General features: G+C 66.3%; 23 protein-coding genes. All 23 read right to left on the bottom strand.

The window, feature by feature from the left end:
• Nucleotides 1-149: 149 nt before the first annotated feature.
• The gene (ahpF, locus tag NFG58_RS20665) at nt 150-1,706 is read right to left on the bottom strand and encodes an alkyl hydroperoxide reductase subunit F (RefSeq protein WP_348827286.1); all 1,557 of its coding nucleotides are present in this window, start codon (nt 1,704-1,706) and stop codon (nt 150-152) included.
• A 316-nt stretch (nt 1,707-2,022) separates the two neighbouring features.
• A complete protein-coding gene (gene ahpC, locus NFG58_RS20660; RefSeq protein WP_045992348.1) occupies nt 2,023-2,586 on the bottom strand; it encodes an alkyl hydroperoxide reductase subunit C in 564 nt (187 codons plus the stop codon).
• A 221-nt stretch (nt 2,587-2,807) separates the two neighbouring features.
• Nucleotides 2,808-3,509 carry an RNA polymerase sigma factor FliA gene (locus NFG58_RS20655; RefSeq protein ID WP_108132021.1) on the bottom strand — a complete coding sequence of 234 codons (702 nt, stop codon included), beginning with the start codon at nt 3,507-3,509 and terminating at the stop codon, nt 2,808-2,810.
• 22 nt (nt 3,510-3,531) lie between these two features.
• Entirely contained in the window at nt 3,532-3,966 is a 435-nt protein-coding gene (locus tag NFG58_RS20650; RefSeq protein WP_213231728.1) for a flagellar protein FlhE, read from the bottom strand.
• A gap of 2 nt (nt 3,967-3,968) precedes the next feature.
• Complete coding sequence (gene flhA / locus NFG58_RS20645) at nt 3,969-6,050, bottom strand: flagellar biosynthesis protein FlhA (RefSeq protein WP_348827285.1); 2,082 nt, start codon at nt 6,048-6,050, stop codon at nt 3,969-3,971.
• 49 nt (nt 6,051-6,099) lie between these two features.
• A complete protein-coding gene (gene flhB / locus NFG58_RS20640) occupies nt 6,100-7,278 on the bottom strand; it encodes a flagellar biosynthesis protein FlhB (RefSeq protein WP_045992351.1) in 1,179 nt (392 codons plus the stop codon).
• 161 nt (nt 7,279-7,439) lie between these two features.
• Nucleotides 7,440-8,102: a protein phosphatase CheZ gene (gene cheZ, locus NFG58_RS20635; RefSeq protein WP_213231734.1), complete on the bottom strand. Its 663-nt coding sequence runs from the start codon at nt 8,100-8,102 to the stop codon at nt 7,440-7,442.
• 26 nt (nt 8,103-8,128) lie between these two features.
• Nucleotides 8,129-8,518, bottom strand: coding sequence for a chemotaxis response regulator CheY (gene cheY / locus NFG58_RS20630; protein WP_213231736.1), 390 nt, complete (start codon nt 8,516-8,518; stop codon nt 8,129-8,131).
• A gap of 41 nt (nt 8,519-8,559) precedes the next feature.
• On the bottom strand, nt 8,560-10,278 hold the full coding sequence (locus NFG58_RS20625; RefSeq protein WP_348827284.1) for a methyl-accepting chemotaxis protein: 1,719 nt from the start codon (nt 10,276-10,278) through the stop codon (nt 8,560-8,562).
• 41 nt (nt 10,279-10,319) lie between these two features.
• Nucleotides 10,320-11,378, bottom strand: coding sequence for a chemotaxis response regulator protein-glutamate methylesterase (locus NFG58_RS20620; RefSeq protein ID WP_045992355.1), 1,059 nt, complete (start codon nt 11,376-11,378; stop codon nt 10,320-10,322).
• A gap of 69 nt (nt 11,379-11,447) precedes the next feature.
• Nucleotides 11,448-12,320 carry a CheR family methyltransferase gene (locus NFG58_RS20615; protein WP_222516297.1) on the bottom strand — a complete coding sequence of 291 codons (873 nt, stop codon included), beginning with the start codon at nt 12,318-12,320 and terminating at the stop codon, nt 11,448-11,450.
• Nucleotides 12,317-14,464 (bottom strand): methyl-accepting chemotaxis protein, encoded by a 2,148-nt coding sequence (locus NFG58_RS20610; RefSeq protein WP_348827283.1) that lies wholly within the window; start codon nt 14,462-14,464, stop codon nt 12,317-12,319. The genes NFG58_RS20615 and NFG58_RS20610 overlap by 4 nt, the downstream gene beginning before the upstream one ends.
• 92 nt (nt 14,465-14,556) lie before the next feature.
• Nucleotides 14,557-16,317, bottom strand: a complete 1,761-nt coding sequence (locus tag NFG58_RS20605; RefSeq protein ID WP_348827282.1) for a methyl-accepting chemotaxis protein — start codon at nt 16,315-16,317, stop codon at nt 14,557-14,559.
• Between the two features lie 65 nt (nt 16,318-16,382).
• Nucleotides 16,383-16,886, bottom strand: a complete 504-nt coding sequence (locus NFG58_RS20600) for a chemotaxis protein CheW (protein ID WP_045992359.1) — start codon at nt 16,884-16,886, stop codon at nt 16,383-16,385.
• Entirely contained in the window at nt 16,883-19,117 is a 2,235-nt protein-coding gene (cheA, locus tag NFG58_RS20595; protein ID WP_348827281.1) for a chemotaxis protein CheA, read from the bottom strand. The genes NFG58_RS20600 and cheA overlap by 4 nt, the downstream gene beginning before the upstream one ends.
• Nucleotides 19,118-19,140: 23 nt before the next feature.
• On the bottom strand, nt 19,141-20,112 hold the full coding sequence (motB, locus tag NFG58_RS20590) for a flagellar motor protein MotB (RefSeq protein WP_348827280.1): 972 nt from the start codon (nt 20,110-20,112) through the stop codon (nt 19,141-19,143).
• Nucleotides 20,109-20,981, bottom strand: coding sequence for a flagellar motor stator protein MotA (gene motA / locus NFG58_RS20585; protein ID WP_045994770.1), 873 nt, complete (start codon nt 20,979-20,981; stop codon nt 20,109-20,111). Before motA ends, motB begins: the two co-directional genes overlap by 4 nt.
• 333 nt (nt 20,982-21,314) lie before the next feature.
• Complete coding sequence (flhC, locus tag NFG58_RS20580) at nt 21,315-21,902, bottom strand: flagellar transcriptional regulator FlhC (protein WP_045994769.1); 588 nt, start codon at nt 21,900-21,902, stop codon at nt 21,315-21,317.
• Nucleotides 21,899-22,225 (bottom strand): flagellar transcriptional regulator FlhD, encoded by a 327-nt coding sequence (locus NFG58_RS20575; protein ID WP_045994768.1) that lies wholly within the window; start codon nt 22,223-22,225, stop codon nt 21,899-21,901. Before NFG58_RS20575 ends, flhC begins: the two co-directional genes overlap by 4 nt.
• A gap of 290 nt (nt 22,226-22,515) precedes the next feature.
• Complete coding sequence (locus tag NFG58_RS20570; RefSeq protein WP_045994767.1) at nt 22,516-22,806, bottom strand: EscU/YscU/HrcU family type III secretion system export apparatus switch protein; 291 nt, start codon at nt 22,804-22,806, stop codon at nt 22,516-22,518.
• Entirely contained in the window at nt 22,803-24,125 is a 1,323-nt protein-coding gene (locus NFG58_RS20565; RefSeq protein WP_348827279.1) for a flagellar hook-length control protein FliK, read from the bottom strand. Before NFG58_RS20565 ends, NFG58_RS20570 begins: the two co-directional genes overlap by 4 nt.
• A complete protein-coding gene (fliT, locus tag NFG58_RS20560; RefSeq protein ID WP_348827278.1) occupies nt 24,122-24,580 on the bottom strand; it encodes a flagellar protein FliT in 459 nt (152 codons plus the stop codon). Before fliT ends, NFG58_RS20565 begins: the two co-directional genes overlap by 4 nt.
• A gap of 16 nt (nt 24,581-24,596) precedes the next feature.
• Nucleotides 24,597-25,007, bottom strand: coding sequence for a flagellar export chaperone FliS (gene fliS / locus NFG58_RS20555; RefSeq protein ID WP_045994764.1), 411 nt, complete (start codon nt 25,005-25,007; stop codon nt 24,597-24,599).
• Between the last annotated feature and the right edge of the window lie 12 nt (nt 25,008-25,019).

The following is a 25,019-nucleotide window of genomic DNA, read 5'->3' as shown; positions in this document are numbered from 1 at the left end:
GCATAGCGGCTCACGGCGCCGTCAGGCTTCAGCAGCCATCTCCGGATACAGGGCACCAATCACGACCTTCCTGGTCGTGGACACCGCGGCCAGGGAAGCCAGACGGTGTCTTCAGGGAACACAGCTTTGTCGTGGTCGAGGGCTCGACCTTACTGACGAATCAGGTAGTCGAAGGCGCCGAGGGCGGCGGTGGCACCTGCCCCCACGGCGATGACGATCTGCTTGTAGGGCACGGTGGTGACGTCGCCGGCGGCGAAGATGCCGGGGACCGAGGTCATGCCGTGGGCGTCGGTGACGATCTCGCCGCGTTCGGAGAGCTCGATCGGCGAGTCCTTGAGCCATTCGGTGTTGGGCACCAGGCCGATCTGCACGAACACACCTTCCAGCTCGACCTGCTTGAGCTCGCCGCTGGCGCGCTCTTCATAGCTCAGGCCGGTGACGCGGTTGCCGTCGCCGTTGATCTCGGTGGTGCGGGCACCGGAGATGATCTCGACGTTGGGCAGACTGCGCAGCTTCTTCTGCAGCACGGCGTCGGCACGCAGCTCGTCCATGAACTCGAACAGGGTCACGTGGGCGACGATGCCGGCCAGGTCGATGGCCGCCTCGACGCCGGAGTTGCCGCCGCCGATGACCGCGACGCGCTTGCCCTTGAACAGCGGGCCGTCGCAGTGCGGGCAGTAGGCCACGCCGCGGTTGCGGTACTCGGCCTCGCCGGGCACGTTCATCTCGCGCCAGCGGGCGCCGGTGGCCAGGATCAGCGTCTTGGCGCGCAGGCTGGCGCCGGAGGCGAAGCGCACCTCGTGCTCGCCGCCCGGCTCGCTTGACGGCACCAGAGCTTCTGCACGCTGCAGGTTCATGATGTCGACGTCGTACTGCTTGACGTGCTCTTCAAGCGCGGTGGCAAGCTTGGGCCCTTCGGTCTCCTGCACCGAGATGAAGTTCTCGATGGCCATGGTGTCGAGCACCTGGCCACCGAAGCGCTCGGCGGCGACGCCGGTGCGGATACCCTTGCGCGCGGCATAGATGGAGGCGGCTGCGCCGGCGGGACCGCCGCCGATGGTCAGCACGTCGAAGGACTCCTTGGCGCTGATCTTCTCGGCTTCACGCTGCTCGGCGCCGGTGTCGACCTTGGCCAGGATCTGCTCGAGGGTCATGCGGCCCTGGTCGAAGGGTTCGCCGTTGAGGTAGACACTCGGCACCGACATGATCTCGCGGGCCTCGACCTCGTCCTGGAACAGGGCGCCGTCGATGGCGTCGTGGGAGATCCGCGCATTGAGAATGGCCATCAGGTTCAGCGCCTGGACCACGTCCGGGCAGTTCTGGCAGGACAGCGAGAAGTAGGTCTCGAAGTGCATGTCCGCGTCCAGCGCCTGGATCTGTTCGATCACCTCGTCGCTGGCCTTGGGCGGATGCCCGCCGACCTGCAGAAGTGCCAGCACCAGCGAGGTGAACTCGTGGCCCATGGGGATGCCGGCGAACACCACCCCGGTGGGGGCGCCATCACGATAAAGGGCGAACGACGGTGTGCGTGCGTCCGTGCCTTCGGTGGACAGGCTGATGTGGTCGCTGAGCGCGGCGATGTCGCTGAGCAGGCCGTGGAGTTCCCTGGACTTGTCGCCGTCATCGAGGGTGGCGACAAGCTCGAAGGGGCGGGTGACACGTTCGAGATAGGCTTTCAGCTGTTGCTTGAGAGAGTCGTCCAACATGACAGCGGCAATCCTGATAAAAATCGGAAAATGGTGGTCTGCGGCGGGGGCGTAGTGCCGGTATCGGCGAACTGGCCGATCATTGGGCCGCAGAATCCCCACCGGGCCGAAGGACCCGATCTCGCATAAGCGACTGGTAGGACGACCGAGACGAACGACCCGGTGGGGAAAAGGGTGTCACCTCAGGGGTGACGGGCGCCTCTGGCGAGGCGCCGTGACTGCGACAAGGGACACTAAGGCTGAGTCAGCCAGCCTTGGCGCAGTCACATCTTGCTCAAGACACTTTCGGTCAAGTGTCAGATCTTGCGGACAAGGCTTAGATCTTGCCGACGAGGTCCAGGGACGGCGCCAGGGTCTCTTCGCCTTCCTTCCACTTGGCCGGGCACACCTCGTTGGGGTGGGCGGCGACGTACTGGGCAGCCTTGACCTTGCGCAGCAGCTCTTCGGCGTTGCGGCCGATGTTGCCGGCGTTGATCTCGACGATCTGGATCTTGCCCTCGGGATCGATGACGAAGGTGCCACGCTCGGCCAGGCCGTCTTCCTCGATCAGCACCTCGAAGTTGCGTGAGATGGTCAGGGTCGGGTCGGCGATCATCGGGAACTGCAGCTTGCCGATGGTCTCGGAGCTGTCGTGCCAGGCCTTGTGGGTGAAGTGGGTGTCGGTGGAGACGCTGTAGATCTCGACGCCCAGCTTCTTGAATTCTTCGTAGTTGTCCGCCAGGTCACCAAGCTCGGTCGGGCAGACGAAGGTGAAGTCGGCCGGGTAGAAGAAGACGATGCTCCACTGGCCTTTCATGTCGTCGCTAGAGACGTCGACGAACTCGCCGTTGTGGTAAGCGGTGGCCTTGAACGGCTTGACTTCGGTGTTGATCAGGGACATTCCCGTCTCCTTTGAGCGATGGGTGTGTTGTCTGAAGACAGGGCTCACCTTACGCAGAAACGAGCAATTGGATAAATTGAATGGTCCGATAATCCTGATAAGAGATGGCTATGGGGTGGCTGTTCCCTCTAGTCGGCCGCTCTTTCTAACCTGCCGTTTTGCCGGTGGTTTTCTTCTTTCGCTTTCTTCTTTCGCTTTCTTCGCTGAGTTGTCGGAGCGGCTCAGTGCTCGCTTAATCGCGCGCGCAGTCGGCTCACCGCCTGGCTATGGATCTGGCACACCCGGGACTCGCTGACTCCCAGCACGGCGCCGATCTCCTTGAGGTTGAGCTCCTCCTGGTAGTAGAGCGCCATCAGCAGTTTTTCCCGCTCGGGCAGCTCGGCGATGGCGGCGACCAGCGCCTCGCGGCGTTCGCCGTCGAGCAGTTCGGCCAGCGGCGCCATGCCGATCTGGTCGCTGAAGCGATGCTCGTTGCCTTCGGCGAGCAATTCCTCGAAGGGCATCAGCTGGCCATTGTTGACGTCGCTCAACAGGCGTCGGTAGCTGACCAGGTCCATGTCCAGCGCCTCGGCGATCTCGTGTTCCTCCGGGGGGCGGCCGAGGCGCTGCTGCAGCTCGCGGGTGGCCTCGTCCAGTGCCCGGGCCTGGCGGCGTACGCTGCGCGGCAGCCAGTCGCGGCTGCGCAGTTCGTCGAGCATGGCGCCGCGCACCCGCTGGCTGGCGAAGGTCGTGAACTGGGCGCCCTGGCTTGCATCGAAGCGCCCCAGCGCCTCCAGCAGGCCAACGATGCCGGCCTGGATCAGGTCATCCAGGTCGACCCCGGCGGGCAGCTTGACCTGCAGCGCCAGGGCCTGGCGACGCACCATGGGGAGGTAGGCTTCGAGCTGGGACTGATGCTCCATTCTGCCTTGTGCGGTGTACATGGCACTTTCCTCTGGGACAGCCTCAACGGTGGTTGACGATCACGCTCATGCCGTCGACAACGAGCGGCGACTCACCATCCAGGAGACGAAAACGAAAGACGAAGGGGCCGGCGGCGTCGAGGCCGGCGAAGTGTTCGGTGCTGCCGTGGGCGGCCTTAAGGCGAAGGCAGCGCTGTCCATGGCACAGGCGACCCTGCAGGCGGGCGCCAGGCGCTGCGTGGTAGCGCCACACCACCCGTTCGATCACACCCTCGACGCTGGCGGAGGGCGGCGTCAGCGGTCGCGACGACTGGTCGAGCTGGCTCGAGGCGACGGTCATGCGCGGGGCGTTGGCGGTCCAGGCACCGGGGAAGGCCTGGGCGCCGCTGGCGATCAGCCACAGTGCCAGCAGGGCGAGTGTCGCCAGGCGCCTCGGCGCACACTGGGTTCTCCGGGCAAGGATCAAGGTTGGGAGCATGGTCACATTCCCCCGACCTGATGGGTGACGCGCAGCATGCGGTCGTCGGGGATCTCGGCCTGGGACATCACCACCAGGTGGCGCAGTCGACGGCGCAGGAAGCGTGCCAGCACCGGGCGCAGGCTCGGGGTGACCACCAGCACCGGCGGCTCGCCGGTGGCCTCGTGGCGGCCCAGCGCCGCCTCGGTCTGGTCCATCAGGGTCTGGGCCAGACCCGGCTCCAGGGCGCCGTTGCCGTTCATGGCCTGGTGCAGCACCTGTTCGAGCTGGGGCTCGAGGCCGATGACGTTGAGCGATTCCTGTCCGGCGAACCACTGCTGGGTGATGGCGCGGCCGAGCGCGATGCGCACCAGGGCGGTCAGCTCGCTGGGGTCCTGCTGATGGGGTGCGTGCTCGGCCAGGGTATCGAGGATGGTGCGCAGATCGCGGATCGACACGTCCTCGTCCAGCAACTGCTGCAGTACTCGGGTGAAGGCAGTCAGCGACAGCGCCTTGGGCACCACCTCCTCGACCAGCGACTTCTGCTCTGCGCTGAGCTTGTCGAGCAGCTTCTGCACCTCCTGGCGCCCCAGCATCTCGGAGGCGTGGCGGTGCAGCAGGTGGTTCAGGTGGGTGGCGACCACGGTGCTGGCGTCGACCACGGTGTAGCCGTAGACCTGGGCGCGTTCGCGCTGGCCGGCGTCGATCCACACCGCCGGCAGGCCGAAGGCCGGGTCCTGGGTCGGGGTGCCGTCCAGCTCGCCGGACACCTGGCCGGGGTCGATGGCCAGCCAGCGCCCGGGCCAGGCCTCGGCGCGGCCGATCTCGGCGCCCTTCAGGGTGACCCGGTAGGTGGAGGCGTCCAGCTCCAGGTTGTCGCGGATATGCACCACCGGTGGCAGGAAGCCGACCTCCTGGGCGAACTTCTTGCGCACGCTCTTGATCCGGCCAAGCAGTTCGCCCTGCTGGCGCGCGTCGACCAGCGGAATCAGCCGGTGGCCGACCTCCAGGCCCAGGGTATCGACCAGCTGGACGTCGTCCCAGCTCGCCTCCGGGGCTTCCGGGGGTGGCGGCGGGGCGGCGCTTTCCTGCTCTTCGACCAGGCGCTTCTCGGACTGGCGGGTCAGCCACCAGGCCAGGGTCGCAAGCAACCCGGTAAACAACAGGAACACCAGGTTGGGCATGCCCGGCACCAGGCCCAGCAGACCCATCACCCCGGCCGCCAGGATCAGCACCTTGGGATTGACGAACAGCTGGCTGATCATCTGCTGGCCGACGTCCTGGTCGGTGTTGACCCGGGACACCGTGACGCCGGCGGCGGTAGAGATCACCAGCGCCGGGATCTGGGCCACCAGGCCGTCGCCGATGGTCAGCAGGATGTAGGTGCGGGCGGCGTCGGAGAAGGCCATGTCGTACTGCATCAGGCCGATCATCAGCCCGCCCAGCACGTTGACCACCATGATGATCAGGCCGGCCATGGCGTCGCCGCGCACGAACTTGCTGGCGCCGTCCATGGAACCGTAGAAGTCGGCCTCCTGGGCCACCTCGGCGCGCCGTCGCTTGGCGTCTTCCTCGCCGATAAGACCGGCGTTGAGGTCGGCGTCGATGGCCATCTGCTTGCCCGGCATGGCGTCGAGCATGAAGCGTGCGCCCACTTCGGCGATGCGCCCGGCGCCCTTGGTGATGACCATGAAGTTGATGATCACCAGGATCAAGAACACCACCAGACCCACCGCGAAGTTGCCGCCGACCAGAAACTGGCCGAAGGCCTCGATGACCTTGCCGGCGGCGTCGCCGCCTTCGTGGCCATTCATCAGCACCACCCGGGTGGAGGCCACGTTGAGCGATAGCCGCAGAAGGGTGGTGAACAGCAGCACCGCAGGGAAGGCGGCGAAGTCCAGCGGCTTTTCGGTGAACATGCTGACCAGCAGCACCATCACCGCCAGGGCGATGTTGAAGGTGAACAGCACATCCAGGGCGAAGGGCGGCAGCGGCAGGATCATCATCGCCAGGATCATGATGATCAACAGCGGGCCGGCCAGCACCTTCATCGGGATCTCGGCCATCCAGTCGCGGCGGGTCAGGTACTGGGACAACGGCTTCATCCGTGGTCTCCCGCCGGGCTGGCGATGGCGCTGTGGTCAGGCGCTGGGGTCATGGTTGTCTCTCGTCTGCTGTCACATTGCGCTCTGGCGTGGAGGCGGCCACGGCAAGCTCTGCCGGCACCTGGATGGATTCTGGGGCGGGCGGCGGCGTCTCGCCTTCGCTGGCGGCGCGTTTGAGGCCGAAGGCCCAGGCCAGCACCTCGGCCACCGCGGTGTAGAGCTCCATGGGAATCTCGCGATCCAGGTCCACGTGGCGGTACAGGGTGCGCGCCAGGGGCGGCGCCTCGAGCAGTGGCACGCCGGCCTCACCGGCCAGCTCGCGGATGCGCGCGGCCACCGCGTCGGCGCCCTTGGCGACGACCCGTGGTGCGCCCATGCTGCCTTCGCGGTAGCTCAGCGCCACCGCGTAGTGGGTGGGGTTGGTGACCACCACGTCGGCGTCGGGCACCTGGCTCATCATGCGGCCTCGGGCCATGGCCTGCTGCTGCTGGCGGATGCGGCCCTTGACCTGGGGGTCGCCCTCGGACTCCTTGTGCTCCTGCTTGATCTCTTCCTTGCTCATGCGCAGCTTCTTGGCGTGGCTCCATAGCTGGTAGGGCACGTCGATCAGGATCACCACCACCAGGGTCAGCACCATCAGCGCGCTGGCCTCGGCGGCCAGCTTCATCGATGCCGCCAGCGCCGCGGCGATGGGCAATTCCATCAGGCTCAGCGCCTCACCCCGATGCAGGTAGACGAAGCCCAGGCCGACCCCGCCCACCAGCACCGACTTGGCGATGGCCTTGCCCAGCTCCGCCAGGGCCTGGGTGGAGAACATGCGCTTGAGGCCCTTGACCGGGTTCAGCTTCGACGCCTGGGGCTTGAGCGCCTTGGCCGACACCAGCCAGCCGCCGAGCAGCGCCGGCGCCACCAGCGCGATCAGGGTCAGCAGCAGAAACAGCGGAATCAGGCTAAGCAGGGTGCGACTGCCCAGGTCCAGCGCCTGGGACAGCATCGGCATGGTCTCCATGGCCTCGCGGCGCTCGAACAGGAAGGCCTGCTCCATCACGCTGCCCAGCTGGCCGTAGAGCATGGCACCCATGGACCACAGCCCGACCACGCCGCCGAGCAGCAGCATGAAGGTGGCGAGTTCCCGCGAACGCGCTACCTGGCCTTCCTCGCGCGCCTTCTCAAGGCGTCGCGGGGTGGCCTCTTCGGTCTTTTCCTGATCGCTGGAGCTGTCGGCCATGGGGGATCAACGGGCACAAGTTCTGGTATGGCCCATTGTCCCTTGGGCAGGCCAGTTCAAAGGCCCGAAAAGGTGACGAGAAAGAGGGCTTACCCCCTGATGGGGGAAGCCCTGTGTGATCCCGGGAAGGGATGGTAGGCGCGCGGCCCTTGGCGAGGCGGCTAGAAACCCAGTTCGTCGAGCAGGTCGTCGACCTGGTCCTGGCTCGCCACCACGTCGTTGCTCTCAGGCTTGACCTGGGGGCCGTTGAGCAACGAATCCTCGTTGCGCCGGCGCAGGCTGTCACGGGCTTCGCTCTCGGGCACGCTGTCGATCAGCACCTGCACCAGCTGGTCCTCGATCTCGCGGATGACGTCCATCATGCGCTTGATCACCTGGCCGGTCAGGTCCTGGAAGTCCTGGGCCATCAGGATCTCCAAAAGCTCCTTCTGGGTGGCCTGGGTGTTCTCCGGCACCATCGTCAGGTAGGCACGGGTGTCGCTGACCAGGTCGCGGGCCTCGTCGAGCTCCTTGGGGGCGTCGAACCACTGCTGCCAGCGATCGTCCAGCGCCTTGGCGTGTTCGCTCAGACTATCCTGTAGCGGCTGGGCGCGGTCGATGGCGTTGAGCGAGCGTTCTGCCGCCTGTTCGGTCATGGTGGCGACGTAGCTGAGGCGGTCACGGGCGTCGGGGATGGCCTCTGCGGCCTTTTCGATCTCCTTGTCCAGGCCCAGCTCGCGCATGCTTTCACGCAGCATGCGGGTCAGCTGGCCGATGCGCTGGACCAGGTCGTCGCCCTGGGCGTTGGGCCCGGGGGCGGCGCTGGCGATCTGCTGTTGTGTCATCGTTGTCTCCTCGTGGCGCCAGGGCGTCACATACCGAGCTTTTCGAAGATCTTGTTGAGTTTTTCTTCGAGGGTGGCAGCGGTGAACGGCTTGACCACGTAACCGTTGGCGCCGGCTTGCGCCGCGGCGATGATGTTTTCCTTCTTGGCCTCGGCGGTCACCATCAGGACCGGCAGCGACTTCAGGGCATCGTCACCACGGATGGCCTTGAGCATCTCCAGGCCGTCCAGGTTGGGCATGTTCCAGTCGGAGACCACGAAGTCGAAACCGCCTTCACGCAGTTTTGTCAGGCCGTCCTGGCCGTCCTCGGCCTCTTCCACATTGGTGAAGCCCAGCTCCTTGAGCAGGCTGCGCACGATGCGGCGCATGGTGGGAAAGTCATCCACCACCAGGATGCGCATGTTCTTGTCGGCCATTGATACGGGTCCTCGTCGTCGTTATCGCTTGGGGTGGAGGCCTAGAAGGCCTCCCATTCGGTTTCGTCGTGTCGCTGGCTCGCGCGGGCCTCGGGCTCGCGGCGACCATCGCTGCTGTCTGTGCTGCGGCCATCGTCATCGAGGTCGTCAGGGCCGCTGCCAGTTCTCGCGGTCAGCGGCTGCCCCGGCGCGCTTGACGGCATGTCAGGGCCATCTGTCTCGAGCCCTGCTGGCAGGCGGAACACTTCCACCTCGGCGGCCAGCTGGCGCGCCTGCAGTGCCAGGTCTTCGGCGGCGCGTGACACCTGCTGCACCAGCGAGGCGTTCTGCTGGGTGGTCTGGTCCATCTGTACTACCGCCTGGCCGATCTGTCCGATGCCGTCGCTCTGCTCGCGGGAGGCCACGGCGATCTCGTCGACGATGTCGAGCACCCGGCGCACCGAGCTGACCACCTCTGCCATGGTCTCGCCGGCCTGGCGGGCGAGTCGGGTACCACCGTCGACACGGCTGGTGGAGGTCTCGATCAACGACTTGATGCGACCGGCGGCCTCGGCGCTGCGACTGGCCAGGCTGCGGACCTCGCCGGCGACCACCGCGAAGCCGCGGCCCTGTTCGCCGGCCCGTGCCGCCTCCACCGAGGCGTTGAGCGCCAGGATGTTGGTCTGAAAGGCGATGGCATCGATCATCCCGGTGATCTCGCTGATCTGGCGCGAGTCCTGGCTGATGGTTTCCATGGTCTCCACCACCTGGCTGACCACCTGGCCACCCTGCTCGGCGGTGGTTGAAGCCTGGCTTGCCAGATGGCGTGCCTGGCCGGCGTTGTCGGCGTTCTGGGACACCGTGGTGGTGAGCTGCTCCATGCTGGCGGCGGTCTGTTCGATGGAGGCCGCCTGCTGTTCGGTGCGGGTCGCCAGATCGACATTGCCCGAGGCGATCTCGTGGCTGCCGCTGGCCATGCGGGTGCCGCCCCGGCGAACCTCGCTGACGGTCTGGCCAAGCTTGAGCTGCATTTCCTGCATGGCACGAAATAGCTGGCTGATCTCGTTGTCGCCCCGCACCTGGATCGGTCGCGACAGGTCGGCGTGGGCGATGGCGTCCAGGCTCTCTACCGCCCGTGCCAGCGGCTTGATCACCAGGCTTTTCAACAGCAGGTAGGCGCCGGCGATGGCCAGCAGGATCATCGCCAGGGCCGCCAGCTCCAGCCCGCGGTCCAGGCGTGACTGACGCTCGAAGTCGCTGACGATGGTGTTGCCGCGGGCGTCGGCGTAGCTGCTGAATTCATCGAGTGCCTGGTTGAGCTCAGCAAGTTCGGGGGCGAGCGCCAGGCTACCGGCCTCGAAGCCTTCGCTGTCGCCATCGCGCAGTGCCTCGATCAGTTTGACGGCGCCGTCCATGACCACCGGGTAGCGGTCCTCGATGCGTCCGCCGACGGCCTCACCCTGGGAGGTGCGGGGGACGGCAGCGAAACGGTCGAAGTGGGACTCGGCACTGACGATCAGCTCCTGGGCTTTGTCCAGCCGATCCAGTTGCTGGCTGGTGGCGGCGACCTCGATCTCCAGCAGTGCCTCGTTGAGCAGGGCGTCACCGCGATTGACCGCGTTGAGCTGCTCGACGTTGATGCGGTTGAGCAGCGACAGGGTGTCGGCAGCCTTGTGACTGCTCAGCATGCCGATCCCCAGGCCGATGACCGAGGCGACCAGCAGGCTGGCCAGCATCACGATCATCAGGGTGTGCAGGCGAATATTGCGTAGTAGTGACACGGTGAACTCCTTGAGCGAATACGCCCTTCCCTGGGCGACCATCAGACGCGCTGGGCACGGCCAGCGGCGGCGACCAGCGCGAGAATCCTCGGCGCCACTTCAGGCAAGGCGACGGTTTCGTCCGCCCCTCCCAGGGCGATGGCTTCCCGCGGCATGCCGAACACCACGCAGCTGGCCTCGTCCTGGGCCAGGGTGGAAGCGCCGGCCTGGCGCATCTTCACAAGGCCGGCGGCGCCGTCCTTGCCCATGCCGGTGAGCAGTACGCCCACCGCGTTGGCGCCCGCCAGGCGTGCCACCGAGTCGAACATCACGTCTACCGAGGGGCGGTGGCGATTGACCGGCGGTCCGTCGTGCAGCCGGGCGATGTAGTTGGCGCCACTGCGGGCCAGCTCCAGGTGCATGTCACCCGGGGCGATGTAGGCGTGGCCGGGCAGCAGGCGCTCGCCGTCGCTGGCCTCCTTGACCGAGATCTGGCACAGCCGGTCCAGGCGCTCGGCGAAGGAGCGGGTAAAGCCGCCGGGCATATGCTGGGTGATGATGATGGCGGGGCTCGCCGCCGGCAGCGGCTCGAGCACCTGGCGGATGGCCTCGGTACCGCCGGTGGAGGCGCCGATGGCGACCAGCTTCTCGCTGCCGATGATGGGTGCCGACAGGCGCCTGGGCGGCTCCTGGTTCGGTCGCGTCTGGCGGGGGCGCGAGCGTGCCGCGGCGCGGATCTTGGCGGCGATGTCATTGGCGTAGTCGAGCATGCCGTCGCGGATGCCCAGGGTCGGCTTGGCGACAAAGTCCACCGCACCCAGCTCCAGCGCGCGCAGGGTGATGTCGGAGCCGGCCTGGGTCAGCGACGACACCATCAGTACCGGCATCGGGCGCAGCCGCATCAACCGCTCGAGAAAGTCGAGGCCATCCATGCGCGGCATTTCCACGTCCAGGGTCAGCACGTCCGGGTTATGGCGCTTGATCAGATCCCGCGCCACCAGCGGATCGGGCGCCACCGCCACGACCTCCATGTCCGCCTGGGACTGGATGATTTCCTTCAACAGGTTGCGAATCAGGGCCGAGTCATCGACGCACAACACCTTGATCTTGGGGGCGCTCAAGCAGCTCTCCTAGGGGGATGGGCCAGTATCTGTGTTATCGGCTGCCGGGGAGGGATCTTTAGGCGTCGTTCAGCGCCCGGCCAGTCGATAGACGGTCTGGCCACGCAGACGGAAGGCGTCGCTGATCTGGGAGAAGTTCTCTGAATGGCCGGCGAACAGCAGGCCGTCGGGCTTGAGCAGCGGTGCAAAGCGTTCGAGGATCCGCGTCTGGGTCGGCTTGTCGAAGTAGATCATCACGTTACGGCAGAAGATCGCGTCAAACTTGCCTTCCAGGCCCCAGCTCGGGGCGAGCAGGTTGAGCGACTGGAACGCAACACGTTGGCTGACGTCGGGATGAATCCGCGCCATGCCCTCGTGGCGGCCCTTGCCACGCAGGAAGTGGCGCCGCTTGAGGCCCTCGTCCAGCCGCGCGAGCTGCTCGATGCTGTAGACCCCGGCGCGGGCCCGGGCCAGGGCGTCGGTGTCGATATCGGTGGCGATGACCTCGAACTTGCCGGTATTGCCGCTGAAGACATCGCTCAACGTCATGGCGATGGAGTAGGGCTCCTCGCCGGTGGAGGCGGCGGCACACCACACTCGGTAACCGCCGGTACGGCCACTGGCGTGCTCGGCCAGCAGCGGAAAGTGGTGGGCCTCACGGAAGAAGGCCGTCAGATTGGTGGTCAAGGCATTGGTGAACGCCTCCCATTCCCTGGCATCCGGACGTCGTTCGAGTCTTTCCAGATAGTCGCTGAAGCGGGTCAGACCATGATGGCGCAGGCGCTTGGCCAGACGGCTGTAGACCATCTCGCGCTTGTGCTCGGCCAGCACGATGCCGGCCCGCTCATGGATCAGCTGACGAATGCGGCTGAAGTCGCGCTCGGTCAGCAGCAGGTCACGCTCGAGCGAGGGGATCCCCTCGCTCGTGCTCCAGCTGCCTGGTGGTGCCAGGGGCTCGTTCAAAAGGCTTCCCACTCCTCATGGTGTGTCTGGGCGGCGGGCGCCGGCTCGCGTCGCGGCGCACTGTCGTCGGTCCGTGGGTCCTGACGCTCGCGCTTCTCGCTCACCGTTTCCTGGGCCGAGCCCTTCAGGCGGAAGGCGCGAATGGCGAAGGCCAGTGCCTCGCTGTGGGCACGCAGCTGGTAGGCGGCGGCGGCGGAGGTCTGGACACGGGCGGCGTTCTGCTGGGTCACCTGGTCCATCTCGGTCACCGCCTGGTTGATCTGGACGATGCCGTTGCTCTGCTCGTTGGAGGCGGCGGTGATCTCCGCCATGATGTCATTGACCCGGGTGGTGGCTTCCATGACCTCGGTCATGGAGGCTTCGGCCTGGCGCACCAGTTCGGCGCCGCCGTCGACCCGCTGGTTGGCGTCGTCGATCAGCCCACGGATCTCGCTGGCGGCATCGGCGCTGCGGCCGGCCAGCTTGCGTACCTCGCCGGCCACCACCGCAAAGCCACGACCCTGCTCGCCGGCCCGGGCGGCTTCCACCGAGGCATTCAGCGCCAGGATATTGGTCTGGAAGGCGATGGCATCGATGGTGGAGATGATCTCCGCCATCTTGCGCGAGCCCTCGGTGATCTCGCCCATGTTGCCCACCAGGCGCTGCATCAGCTCGCTGGTGGCCTGGGTGCGCTCGGCGTTGTCCGAGGCAAGACCACTGGCCTGACGCGCGTTGTCGCTGTTGTGGGCGACGGTGGTGGTCATCTCTTCCATGCTGGCGGCGGTCTGCTGCAGCGACGACGCCTGCTGCTCGGTACGCGCCGACAGGTCCTCGTTGCCCCTGGCGATATCGGCTACCGCCGGGGTGACCTGGCCGATGGCCTTGTTGACGTCGCCGATGATGCTGCCGAGGCTCTTGCGCATCACGTCGAGGCCGGCGATCACGCGGCCCATCTCGTCGCGCCGGGCGCTGGGCACCTCGGCGCCCAGGTTGCCCGAGGCGATCTGCAGGCTGAAACGCTCCACTTCGCGCAGCGGCTTGAGCATGGCACGCAGGGTCAGGCCACCGATCAACACCAGCAGCAAAAGGCCCGCACCGAGCACCCCGGCAAGCACCATCAGCATGGTCTGCTGCATCTGACTGGCTTTTGCCGCCAGGGCGTTGGCGGCGGCCTGCTTGTCCTGGATCAAGGTGGTGACCCGATCGGACAGCGCCTTGCCCTCGGCCTCTACCACGCCGATGTGGTTGGGCAGGGCGACGAACACCTCATAGCTGTCTTCACCCGTGAGGATATCGATCGACTTGCCCAGGGAGTTCTCCAGGTACTCATTGAGCTGGCGCTCGAAGATGTCGGCCAGGGCGGTCTGGTTGACCTCGCGTTCGCGATAGCGCTCCCACAGTCCGCCGAGGCTCTGCTGGATCACCGAAAGCTCGGCGGCGTGCTCCTCACGCTTGTCCATCAGCGCCATGCGCTCCTTGCCCACCAGCGACGAATACCCCTGGGTGATCAGTTGATCCATGCGCTGCAGGCTGGCCACGTCCTGCAGGCCGTCCTGGTGGATGGACGCCAGATAGCCCACCGACTGACGCTCGGCGTAGAGCCCGATCGCACCGCTGGCCGCCAGCAGCACCGCCGCCACCCCGATCAGCCCGATCAGACGCGCCTTCATGCTCTTGAGGTTCAGTCGTCCCAGGGCACCGAAAAGCCCGCGCCGGCGCAGCTGGCCCTGGCGCAGGGCGTAGCGGGGGCGGCGCTTGCCGGCGCGGTAGTCGGCGTAGGCGCGCTCGGCCAGGGCGATCTCGTCGCTAGATGCCTTGACCCGCACCGAGGCGTAGCCGACCACCTCGCCGCCTTCTTCCAGCGGCGAGACGCTGGCCCTGACCCAGTAGTAGTCGCCGTTCTTGCGGCGGTTCTTGACCAGCCCCTGCCAGGTCCTGCCGGCCTGCAGGCACTTCCACAGGTCGGCGAAGGCGGCCGGCGGCATCTCGGGGTGGCGCACCACGTTATGGTGTTCGCCGATCAGTTCGTCGCGGGCAAAGCCGCTGACCTCGACGAAGGCCGGGTTGGCGTAGGTGATCCGGCCCTGGAGGTCGGTGCGGGAGATCAGGAAATGATCGTCATCGAGCACGAATTCCCGCTGGGTGGTCGGTTGATTGTTTCGCATCTTGCCCCCTGCATGGTCGTTTTCTTGTGTCGTTGTCGCGGGTGCTGCCCGAGGTCATTAGGGGTGTCCCCGGGCAGCCCTGAGTGAGGTCGTCAGAACGACTCCCACTCGTCGTCGCTGCTGCTGTCGTGCTGGCTGGTGCTGGTACTGGTGTTGCTGTTGGTCTGGCCGGCTCCGGGTCTTTGCCCGGCGTGGCGGCTGGCCTCGGCGTCGCGCTGGCTCGATCGCAGTGCCGGCATCCAGCGGGCCAGTTCGTCCTGGCTGTGGTCGGCATCGGCCCCGCTGTCGGCCAGCTGGAAGCGGCTCATGGTGGCGGCCAGACGGCTGGCCTCGGCCTCGAGCTGGTTGGAGGCCGAGGCGGCCTGCTGCACCATCTGGGCGTTCTGCTGGGTCACCTGTTCCATCTGGTTGATGGCGTCGTTGACCTGGCCGATGCCGTGGCTCTGCTCGCTGGTGGCCGAGGCGATCTCGTCCATGATGTCGCTGACGCGAGTGACCGAGGTGACCAGTTCCTGCATCACCTGGCCGGCCTCATCCACCAGTTCGGTGCCCGAGCCGACCTGGTTCAGCGAGGCATCAATCAGCTCGCGAATCTCCCGTGCCGCCTCCGACGAGCGGCTGGCCAGCTTGCGCACCTCCTCGGCGACCACCGCAAAGCCGCGGCCGTGCTCGCCGGCACGCGCCGCCTCCACCGAGGCGTTCAGCGCCAGGATGTTGGTCTGGAAGGCGATGGCGTCGATGGTGCCGACGATGTCGGCGACCCGATGAGAGCCCGAGCGAATGTCGTGCATGGTGGTGACCACGCTTTGCATCACCTCGCCGCCGCGGCCGGCGGCGCTGCTCGCTTCGTTGGCCAGTTGACTGGCCTGGCGGGCGTTGTCGGCGTTCTGGCTGACGGTGGAGGACAGCTCCTCCATGCTCGAGGCGGTCTCCTCCAGCGACGCGGCCTGCTGTTCGGTGCGCGCGGACAGGTCGTTGTTGCCGCCGGCGATATGCTGGGCACCCTGGTAGATCAGGTTGCCGCTGTCGCGTACCGCGCCCACGGTGCCGGCCAGCCCCGCCTGCATCTTGGCCAGCGAGGCGTAGAGACGGCCGATCTCGTTGTTGCCGCGCTCGGGAATCTGCTGGTCCAGGCGACCGGACTCCACCGCCTCGAAGTAGCCGACCAGCCGCCCCAGCGGACGAATCACGTTGACCGTGACACCCCACAGCACGCAACCGATGGTCAGGGCGGCGATAATCAGCACGGCGACGATGGCCCACTGCAGCAGCCCCATGTTCTCGAGGAAGGTGTCGTAGAGCGCGGCGCCGTTGCTCTCGGCGGCGACGAAGAAGTCCACGGCTGCCTGGTAGAAGGCGTCGCTGAGCGCGATCAGGCCTTCACGATTCTGGGTGAAGGCGTCGGTGTCGCCCTCTGCCAGCGCCGCCCGCTGCGGGATCAGCCCCTGGTCGACCAGGGCGCGGAAGGCCGCTTCCACCGCGGCGATGCGCTCGGCCTGTTCGGGGCGGCTCGGCAGTGCCATGAACTCGGCGAAGGTGGCCTCCAGGGTGGCCAGGTCGTCGTCGAGGGCAGCCGCCGCCTCGATCAGCGGTTCACGCTCCTCGGGCCACACCGCGTCGAGCAGTCCGGCCTGGATGTCGCGCAGTTCGAGCTGCAGGAACAGCTGTTGGGAGTTGGCCCGGTTGAGGGCGGATTGCTGGTCGACGTTGACCTCGTTCAGGCGCTGGATCGAGTCTTCGCTGAGCGAGGTGATATAGAGGCCGAGGGCGCTGAGCAGCGCCACCAGCAGGGCGAAGGTGCCCAGGACCAGCGTCCAGCTCAGCCTTACCGTCATGTCATTGAGTCGCTTCACGTGCCTTTCCTGTACGGGCGTCGTTTCAAGGGTCCAGGGACCGGATAGATCGGGAGCAGAGGGCGTCAGGCGCCGTCACCGGCGTGTTCGACCAGGGCCATTTCGTCGCTGGTCAACAGCTTGTCGATGTCCACCAGCACCAGCATGCGGTCCTCGAGGCTGCCCAGGCCGCTCAGGTAGTCCGACGACAGGGTCACGCCGAACTCCGGGGCCGGCTTGATCTGTTCCGGGGCCAGGGTCATCACGTCGGATACCGCATCGACCACGATGCCCACCACGCGGGTGCCCACGTTGACCACGATCACCACGGTCTGGCCGCCGTACTCGACCCGCTCCAGGCGGAACTTGATGCGCAGATCGACGATGGGAACGATGACGCCGCGCAGGTTGGTCACGCCCTTGATGAAGGCCGGGGCGTTGGCGATGCGGGTGACGTTCTCGTAGCCGCGGATCTCCTGGACCTTGAGGATGTCGATGGCGTATTCCTCGTCGCCCAGGGAGAACACGAGGAATTCACGATGGCTCAGGTCGGTGGCCGCCTGTGCTGCCAGATCGGTGTGCTGGTTCATGCTGAAAGGTCCTCCGTCAGGGGCTGGGATTCAGGCAAAAGGTGGGCGCCGCGAGTATCGTGGTGGCGTCGCTGTTTCTTCTCGCGGTCGAGGCGGTGCAGATCGGCGATGTCCAGGATCAGCGCCACGCTGCCGTCACCCAGGATGGTGGCGGCGGACACACCCGGCACCCGCCGGTAGTTGGTTTCCAGGTTCTTGACGACCACCTGCTGCTGGCCGATCAGGTCGTCCACCAGCAGGGCGTAGCGGCGCCCTTCGCCCTGGACGATGACGGCGATGGTCTCGGTGATCTCGGTGCGGGCGTTGGCCACGTCCAGCGCCGAATGGACCGCCACCACCGGCAGGTACTCGTCGCGCACCTGCAGTACCTGGTCGTCGCCGGCCATGGCGTAGAGGTTGTCGCGGGAGGGCTGCAGCGACTCCAGCACCGCCGACAGCGGCAGGATGAAGGTCTCCTCGCCGACCCGAATCGACATGCCGTCGAGGATCGCCAGGGTCAGCGGCAGCACGATGCGGGTGGTGGTGCCCTGGCCCTGGCGCGACAGGATCTCGACGTGACCGCCCATGGCCTGGATGTTGCGCTTGACCACGTCCATGCCGACCCCGCGGCCGGACACGTCGCTGACCTGGGCGGCGGTGGAGAAGCCGGGGGCGAAGATCAGTTGCCACACCTCGTCATCGCTCATCGCGTCGGAGACGTTCAGGCCGCTTTCGCGGGCCTTGGGCAGGATGCGCTCGCGGTCCAGGCCGGCGCCGTCGTCGATCACCTCGATCAGGATGTTGCCGCCCTGGTGCTGGGCCGACAGGGTCAGCCGCCCGGTCGCCGGCTTGCCGGCGGCAAGGCGCGCCTCGGGCGACTCGATGCCGTGGTCCAGGCTGTTGCGTACCAGGTGGGTCAGGGGGTCGATGATGCGCTCGGTCAGGCTCTTGTCGAGCTCGGTGGACTCGCCCTCGGTGGTCAGCTCCACGTCCTTGTCGAGCTTGGAGGCCAGGTCGCGGACCAGCCTTGGGTAACGGCTGAAGACGTAGTCCATCGGCACCATGCGGACCGACATCACCGCCTCCTGCAGATCCCGCGCATTGCGCTGCAACAGGCTCATGCCGTTGAGCAGGCGCGGATCGGCGGCGGCGTCGAGCTCGCTGACGGTCTGGTCGAGCATCGACTGGGTGATGATCAGCTCACCGACCAGATTGATGATCTGGTCGACCTTGTCCACCGAGACGCGGATGGAGCTGGCCTCCTTGACCGGCTTGGCGCTGGTCTTGCGCTGCTGGCGCGGCGGGGACGAGCCGGCATCCGCGGTAGTGGCGGCGGCGGGGGCAGTGGCAGCAGCGGCGGCGGGGCCGGCATCAGCGCCGGGCGTCGCAGCGACTGGCTCGGCCGCAGGCGCTGGGGCGGCGGGGGCTTTTTCTGCGGTATCGCCGGCGCCAGCGCTTTCCGGGGCGCTGTCAGTGCCGGTAACGGGGGCTGTGTCAGCGACACTCTGGCAGGGACCTATCTCGACCTGGTCGGCCTCGGCGATAAAGCACATCACCGCCTCGATATCCTCGGCGCTGACGCTGGTGGACAGCACCACCTCATGGCGCTGGGCGTCGCCGCGTCGCTCCAGCACCTCGCCGAGCTGGGCCAGCTCTTCCACCAGCAGCTCGCGGTCCTTGTCGGCGACGCCGATCAGCGCCACCACCAGGGCCGTGCCGTCGTCCTGTGAAGGCGCTTCACTGGTGGCGGCTTGATCCGCGGGCGAGTCGGGGGGCGGAGCCGTCGCCGCCGGGGCGGGGGCCGGATCAGCCGCTGCCGCCGCCGCAGGTGCCGCAGGCTCGGCGCCGCCGTCCAAGGCCTGGCCAATCTCCTCCAGTGCCAGGGTCTTCAGGGTCTGACAGATGCGCTCGTAGGCCTCCTGGTCCGGCGCCTGTTCGTTGCGGTAGGCGTCGAGCTGGTCGTTGAGCATGTCCTTGGTTTCCAGAAAGGTGTCGACGATGTCGGGGCGAAGGCGCAGCTCGCCGCGCCGGGTATGGTCGAGCAGGTTCTCGAACAGGTGGGTGGTGCGCTGCAGGATCTCGAAGCCGAACGTACCGGCGCCGCCCTTGATCGAGTGGGCGGCGCGGAAGATGGCGTTGAGCTGCTCGGTGTCCGGCGCTGCTGGGTCCAGCTCCAGCAGATGGCGTTCCATGTCCGCCAGCAGTTCTTCGGCTTCCTCGAAGAAGGTGTCGTAGAAGTCGGTGATATCCATGCCTGTGTCACCCTTGTTCTGGTTCAGTGCGGCTCGTCTGGCGGCGACGCTGGGGAATTGGCCAGGGCGGTGTGAAAGCGTGCCTCGATGTCCTCGAGGGGACCGGCGAGCTGGGCCTCACCGCTTCCCCTAGCGGGCCTGGGGGCTCGCGGATCCAGGGTGCCGGGGTGGCGAATCAGCTCGGCGACGCTGGGAAACAGCACCACCAGTTCGATACGTCGATTGATCGGGTCATCGGCGTCGGTGCCAGGCATCACCACCTGGTCGGCGAGGCCTGCCACTCGCAGCAGCTTGTCGCTCTCGAGGCCGCCATCGAGCAGCTCCCGGCGCGAGGCGTTGGCGCGGTCCGAGGAAAGCTCCCAGTTGCTGTAGCCGCCCCGGCCGTTCAGGTAGGCCAGGCTGTCGGTATGGCCACTGATGCTCAGGTCGTTGGGCAGGTCGTTGAGCAGTGGCGCCATGGTGCGCAGAAGATTGCGCAGGTAGGGCGCCACGCGGTCGCTGCCGAGGGCAAACATTGGCCGCTGCTCGTCGTCCAGCAACTGGATGCGCAGCCCCTCCTGGGTCATGTCGAAGCGCAGCTGGTCACGCAGTCCACGCAGGCTGGGGTCCTGCTGGATGGCCAGCTCGATGCGCTGCTGCAGGTCACGGAAGGCGCGTCGTTGCTGCTCGCTGGGGCGGGTCTGGCGCTTGAGGTCGATGCGCATGCGCTCGCCCTGCTGGCTGGTCACGTCGGGCCCACCGCCGGGGATGACCTGGGGGCTCATGGCCACGCTGTCGCCATTGGTCATGGCGGCCAGCAGCGGCATGCTGAAGTAGTCGGCCACGCCCTCGCGGGTCTCGCGGCTGGCGGAAGACAGGATCCACATCACCAGAAACAGCGCCATCAGCGCCGTCATGAAGTCAGCCAGGGCAATCTTCCAGCTACCGCCATGGTGGCGATGCACCACCTTCTTGCGGCGGATGATGATCGGTCGGCGCTGGTTGGGGCTGCTCATGCGGCCCCCGCGCTGGCCTTGGCGTCACGCACATGGTCCTCGAGCTCCTTGAAGCTCGGGCGTTCGCTGGTGTGCAGCGCCTTGCGGCCGAACTCCACCGCCAGCTGCGGCGGATAGCCGTGCAGACTGGCCAGCAGGGTAACCCTCAGGCACTGCAGCATCTTGATCGACTCGCCGGTCTGGCGTTCGATGCGGTAGGCCAGCGGGCTGATGAAGCCATAGCCGAGCAGGATGCCGAGGAAGGTGCCGACCAGGGCGTGGGCGATCATCACCCCCATCTCGGCGGGATCGGCGGCGGTGACGCTCAGCGCCTTCACCACCCCCATCACCGCGGCGACGATGCCGAAGGCGGGCATGGAATCGCCGACCTTGGCGATGGCGTCGGCAGGAATATGCGCCTCCTGCTCGAACATCTCGATCTCGTGGAGCATCAGCTCGTCGATTTCCATCGGGTCCATGCTGCCGGCCACCATCAGGCGCAGGTAGTCGGTCAGGAAGTTCATGATCATCGGGTCGGCGACGACCTTGGGGTACTCGCTGAACAGCGCACTTTCGGCGGGGTTGTCGATGTCGCGCTCGATGCCCAGCATGCCGTCGCGGCGCACCTTGGCCAGCAAGCGGTAGAGCAGCGCCATCAGCTCCATGTACATGGCCTTGTCGTAGCGCTTGGAGCGCCTCAGACGAGGAAAGATGCGGAAGGTCGCCTTGAGCGCCTTGCCGTGGTTGGAGGCGATGAAGGCGCCAACGCCGGCGCCACCGATCATCAGCAGTTCGGTCGGCTGGAACAGCGGGCCGAGGCTGCCGCCGGAGAGCACAAAGCCCCCGAATACCGACAGCAGCACGACCGCGAATCCAATAGGTATCAGCACGACGACTATCCTTTGCAGAGACGTGGAAGACGTTCTGCTTCAGTTATCGGCGTGCCGGCGACAGACTTGAGCCGTGAAATCACCGTTCAACGAAAAAATATGCAGGATCGGTGGGCCCAAGGAAGAAGGGGGAGAGAGTAAAGACAGAGTGAAGGTAGAGAGGTAGAGAGGGAGAGAGCGGAGAAAGAGAGGGTAAGAGAGTGAGAGGGCGAGGGGGTGGGGCCTAGCGAGAAGGGAGTAGGGCGAGTGAAACAGGGCGGATAAACGCAGACTGGACTGCCGCAGGGCGCCCCGACAAGGAGTCGCCCTGCGGCCTGCGGTGGTAAAGAGGGGTCAAGCCAGATGCTTGACCGGCCCTGCAATCGCTGGCGTCTCTGCCGCCTTGGCGGCCTCGTCCTTCTGCGCCTGGCGACGGCGGGTCTTGCCGGCGCGGGACGGTGGCTGGCAGATGCCGCAGACGTAGTCGTGGCTCGGCGAGTGAGCGTGGGCCACGAAGTTGCCATGACAACGGGTGCAGGGCGTCAACTGCAGCAGGTCGCTTTCAAAAAAGCGGATCAGCGTCCAGGCCCGGGTCAGCCCCAGCACCGGCTCGGCGGCGTCGATGTCGATCTGCTCGGTGTACAGCCGGTAGGCCTTGACGAAGGCCTCCATGCGCTCGCATCCCTGGTCCTGCAGGCGCTGATAGAAGGCGTAGAACAGCGACGAGTGGATGTTCGGCAGCCAGGTGATGAACCAGTCGGTGGAAAACGGCAGCATGCCTTTGGGCGGTGACATGCCGCGGACCTCCTTGAACAGCCGGATCAGGCGGGCCCGACTGAGGTCGGTCTCGGTTTCCAGGACCTGCAGACGCGCACCGAGTTCGATCAGGTCGATGGCGAGCTGCACCTGATGCATCTCCTGGACCAGGCTCTTGGTGCTCATGTCAGCGCGCCTCCGGTAGAGGCCGCGCTGCAGGCCATCAACAGCGAGGAGTGGAGGTGAGCCAGGCCCTGTTCCCGCGGGTTGTCCACCACCTGACGCAGTTGCTCGGTGGAGCCGAGCCCCAGTTGGCAGAGCAGTTGGTTGGTGCGTGACAGCCGGGTCAGCTGGCGTGCATTGAAGCTTTCCAGCAGCTCGGCCTGTTCTTCGCTGATGTTCAGACGCAGACGGGCGGTGGTGCGGTCTTCGGCCAACAGACGTTGGGCCAGCAGAAGATAGGCAAGATTCAACTCCTGAATCTCGTCGATCAGTGACTGATTGCTCATGGGTTCCCTGCCTTGATCGTTTTTTTTGCTGATCATCGCCAGCTTTAGGTATTGCCGATATACCTGAATAGGTGCGGACGGACACTATCGGAACTTTTTGACGTTTAAGTGTCAGGTCCGTGTCCACCATTCGAGGTATTGTCGATTGCTATCAGTGTGGCGCAAGCCAGGAGGGAGGAAAAAGCTTCAACGGTGTCCGTTTGATGTGTATCAAGAAAAGTGAATATTCAAAGAAAACCGATATTTACGACGCCAAAAAAACCCAAGTTTAATTAGTCCTGTACATTTTATTACATTCTGTTTCGCGAGTCGCTCGCATTTAGCTCGCCTACCCACACCAGCAGTTCGGCGATCACCTGGTAGAGACGAGGCGGAATCTGCTCGTCCAGATCGAGCTGCATCAACAGGCCCACCAGCGCCGGTTCATCATGGACGTGGATTCCCTGGCGGCGGGCTTCGTCGATGATGCGCTCGGCGATATCACCGTAGCCCTTGGCGATCACTCTCGGTGCCTGATCATTTTCACCATAGCTCAGCGCCACCGCATGGCGGCGTGAGGGTGCGGGTTGGTCATCGCTCACTTGGGAAGCTCCTCGGCAGACCTGCTGTCACCTTCGGTGATGGTCAGCTCCACCCGGGCGAAGCCATGGCCCTCAAGGCGCTGTATCAGTGTTTCGCGCCCTTGCTCGAGTCGATCCCTCAGGCCCTCGGCGGACGTCGCCAGGCGCAGGCTCAGGTGCTCTTCACCGAGCAGCGCGGACACCCTGAGCGAGCCATGTTCGGCCAGCTCCAGTTCCAGCTCGGTGCGCCAGGCGTGTTCCTCGTCCTTGTTGTCATCGCGGCCCTTGCCGCCGCCCTGATGATCCGGCTCCCGTTGCGGGGGATGAATGGCGAGCGCCATGAACAGTCCGCTCCAGACGTCGCCTTCCCAGCGCAGCACCGGGGTGGCCAGCATCTCGAGCTGGTGGCGCACCAGCGGAGCGAGGCTCTCGTGGACGCCGCTTGGGGATGCGCCCTCGCGACGGGCGGCGGCGGCATCGCCCGACGTGCTCGAGACGCCCTGGGCATCGGCGGCGATCGTCGTCGCCAGGCTGGGCAGATAGCCGGCCGGCTGGGAGCTGCGCCAGGGCGCCAGCGGGAAGGCGGGCGCAATGTTCTGTCGAGTGCTCGGTTGAGTGTTCGATTGCCCGAGCGTTGCGTCTGCTTTGGCAGAAAGCTGACCAGAGCCGGAAACGGGGGAGTGCCCAGAGGTCTGAGCATTCGCCTCGCTGGCCATTGGCCGAAACACCAGGGCGCGCCACATCTGGGGCTCCCGTGCCAGCTGGGCGCGGTCCAGGTTGCCGTGAAACCAGCGATTGAGGTGGGACTCGTAGAACAGGCCGCTGTCGCGCACGCGCTCGCCCAGGCGCTCGGCGAGCATCGTGACGGCGGGCCCCGACGGGCCAGTGGCCAGCCCGGCCGTTGCGCTGGTTGCCGTGGTGGCCGGGGCGCCGTGTGTGGCGCCTAGCGTCGACGGCGACGCGCTCGGGGCCGCTTGTTGGGCGGGGCTCGCCGTCAGCAGGGGACCCGTCGATGTCAGCGCCGAGGGCGGCGCCGGAAAACGCGCCAGCAGCTCGGCGATGCGAGCACCCGGTGCGCTCAAGCGGGTGATGGTGGAGGCGGGACGATCGCTGTCGGTGGGGACCTCGGCGTTCGGTGTTGCCGGGCGCTGGCCGGTGGTGGCGGCGGCTTGCTGCGGCCGCCGTGCGTCCAGGCGCGAGTCGCTATGGACCGCGCCTGGCCCCCGTCCCGGGTCTACCGGCTGGACCGGGGCGTTGGGGTCCTTGGTCGGGGGCACGTCGACACGCTTGCCCAGCACCTGGTGGAGCAGGGTATCGATCAGCGGTGTGATGCCGCTCACGGCGTCTCGCGTCGAAAGCGGGTGCCGGCGTTGACCACCCGGCCACCGGCGTAGGCGCGGTGCAGGTCCTGCTGGTTGCGCGACACCTTGAGCAGTTCGCCGAGTTCGTCACGGCGGTGAACCAGCTTTTCTCGCAGCGCCAGATCATTGACCAGAATGGCCTCCAGCAGGCTGCCCAGGCGCTGGCGCTCGTCGGCGTCGAGGCTTGCCATCGGTGCCGCGCCATCGAGTGTCGCTCCATCACGTGCAGCGCTGTCGAGAGCGGCAACCTGGCTGACATAGTCGCCCTCAATAGCAATCAGCTCGTCCCAGGCGTGGTCGGCGGCCAGCGACAGCATCTGTTCGGTCAGCGCCAGCAGCGCCTCATAGCGAGACAGCAGGGGGGCTTGAACATCTGGGCCTTGGGTATCTGGGCCTTGGGTATCTGGGCCGTGGTACTCGGCAAGCGGTGGCATCTAGGACCTCAAGCGCTCAGGAGTGGGTGGTGGTGCCGATCTCGCGCCAGGCCGAGGCGATATCCTCGATCAGGCGTTCGGCTTCGTCGAGGCCACTGGCGTCGTTGCGCAGGTTGGCGTCGAGCAGGCGGCGCGCTATGTAGTCATAGAGGCTGTCGAGCTGCAGTGCCACCTCTCCGCCCTGCTCGCCGTCCAGCACCGCGCGCAGGCCGCTGTTGACGATATCCAGTGCCTTGGAGATGGCGGCGCCCTTGGCCGGAATATTACCGTCTTCCAGGTGCAGGCGGGCGGCGCGAATCGACGCCTGGGCGCCGTCGAACAGCATCACGATCAACTGGTGGGGGCTGGCCGACATCACGCCGCTCTCCACCCCCATGCGGGCGTAAGCGCCGGCGCCGCGGCCATAGGTGGCCTGTGCTTGTGTCACTGGTTGTCTCCT

The sequence above is a fragment of the Halomonas sp. RT37 genome (genome assembly GCF_040070525.1).
Lineage (GTDB): Bacteria > Pseudomonadota > Gammaproteobacteria > Pseudomonadales > Halomonadaceae > Halomonas > Halomonas litopenaei.
Note: the sequence above shows the minus strand (reverse complement) of the source record. Positions and strands in the feature narration are given on the sequence as shown.

Excerpts from the sequence above, each read along its gene's own strand:
- ahpF (WP_348827286.1), bottom strand. The coding sequence starts at position 1,706 with ATGTTGGACGACTCTCTCAAGCAACAGCTGAAAGCCTATCTCGAACGT.
- ahpC (WP_045992348.1), bottom strand. The coding sequence starts at position 2,586 with ATGTCCCTGATCAACACCGAAGTCAAGCCGTTCAAGGCCACCGCTTAC.
- NFG58_RS20655 (WP_108132021.1), bottom strand. The coding sequence starts at position 3,509 with ATGTACACCGCACAAGGCAGAATGGAGCATCAGTCCCAGCTCGAAGCC.
- NFG58_RS20650 (WP_213231728.1), bottom strand. The coding sequence starts at position 3,966 with ATGCTCCCAACCTTGATCCTTGCCCGGAGAACCCAGTGTGCGCCGAGG.
- flhA (WP_348827285.1), bottom strand. The coding sequence starts at position 6,050 with ATGAAGCCGTTGTCCCAGTACCTGACCCGCCGCGACTGGATGGCCGAG.
- flhB (WP_045992351.1), bottom strand. The coding sequence starts at position 7,278 with ATGGCCGACAGCTCCAGCGATCAGGAAAAGACCGAAGAGGCCACCCCG.
- cheZ (WP_213231734.1), bottom strand. The coding sequence starts at position 8,102 with ATGACACAACAGCAGATCGCCAGCGCCGCCCCCGGGCCCAACGCCCAG.
- cheY (WP_213231736.1), bottom strand. The coding sequence starts at position 8,518 with ATGGCCGACAAGAACATGCGCATCCTGGTGGTGGATGACTTTCCCACC.
- NFG58_RS20610 (WP_348827283.1), bottom strand. The coding sequence starts at position 14,464 with ATGCGAAACAATCAACCGACCACCCAGCGGGAATTCGTGCTCGATGAC.
- NFG58_RS20600 (WP_045992359.1), bottom strand. The coding sequence starts at position 16,886 with ATGAACCAGCACACCGATCTGGCAGCACAGGCGGCCACCGACCTGAGC.
- cheA (WP_348827281.1), bottom strand. The coding sequence starts at position 19,117 with ATGGATATCACCGACTTCTACGACACCTTCTTCGAGGAAGCCGAAGAA.
- motB (WP_348827280.1), bottom strand. The coding sequence starts at position 20,112 with ATGAGCAGCCCCAACCAGCGCCGACCGATCATCATCCGCCGCAAGAAG.
- flhC (WP_045994769.1), bottom strand. The coding sequence starts at position 21,902 with ATGAGCACCAAGAGCCTGGTCCAGGAGATGCATCAGGTGCAGCTCGCC.
- NFG58_RS20575 (WP_045994768.1), bottom strand. The coding sequence starts at position 22,225 with ATGAGCAATCAGTCACTGATCGACGAGATTCAGGAGTTGAATCTTGCC.
- fliT (WP_348827278.1), bottom strand. The coding sequence starts at position 24,580 with ATGCCACCGCTTGCCGAGTACCACGGCCCAGATACCCAAGGCCCAGAT.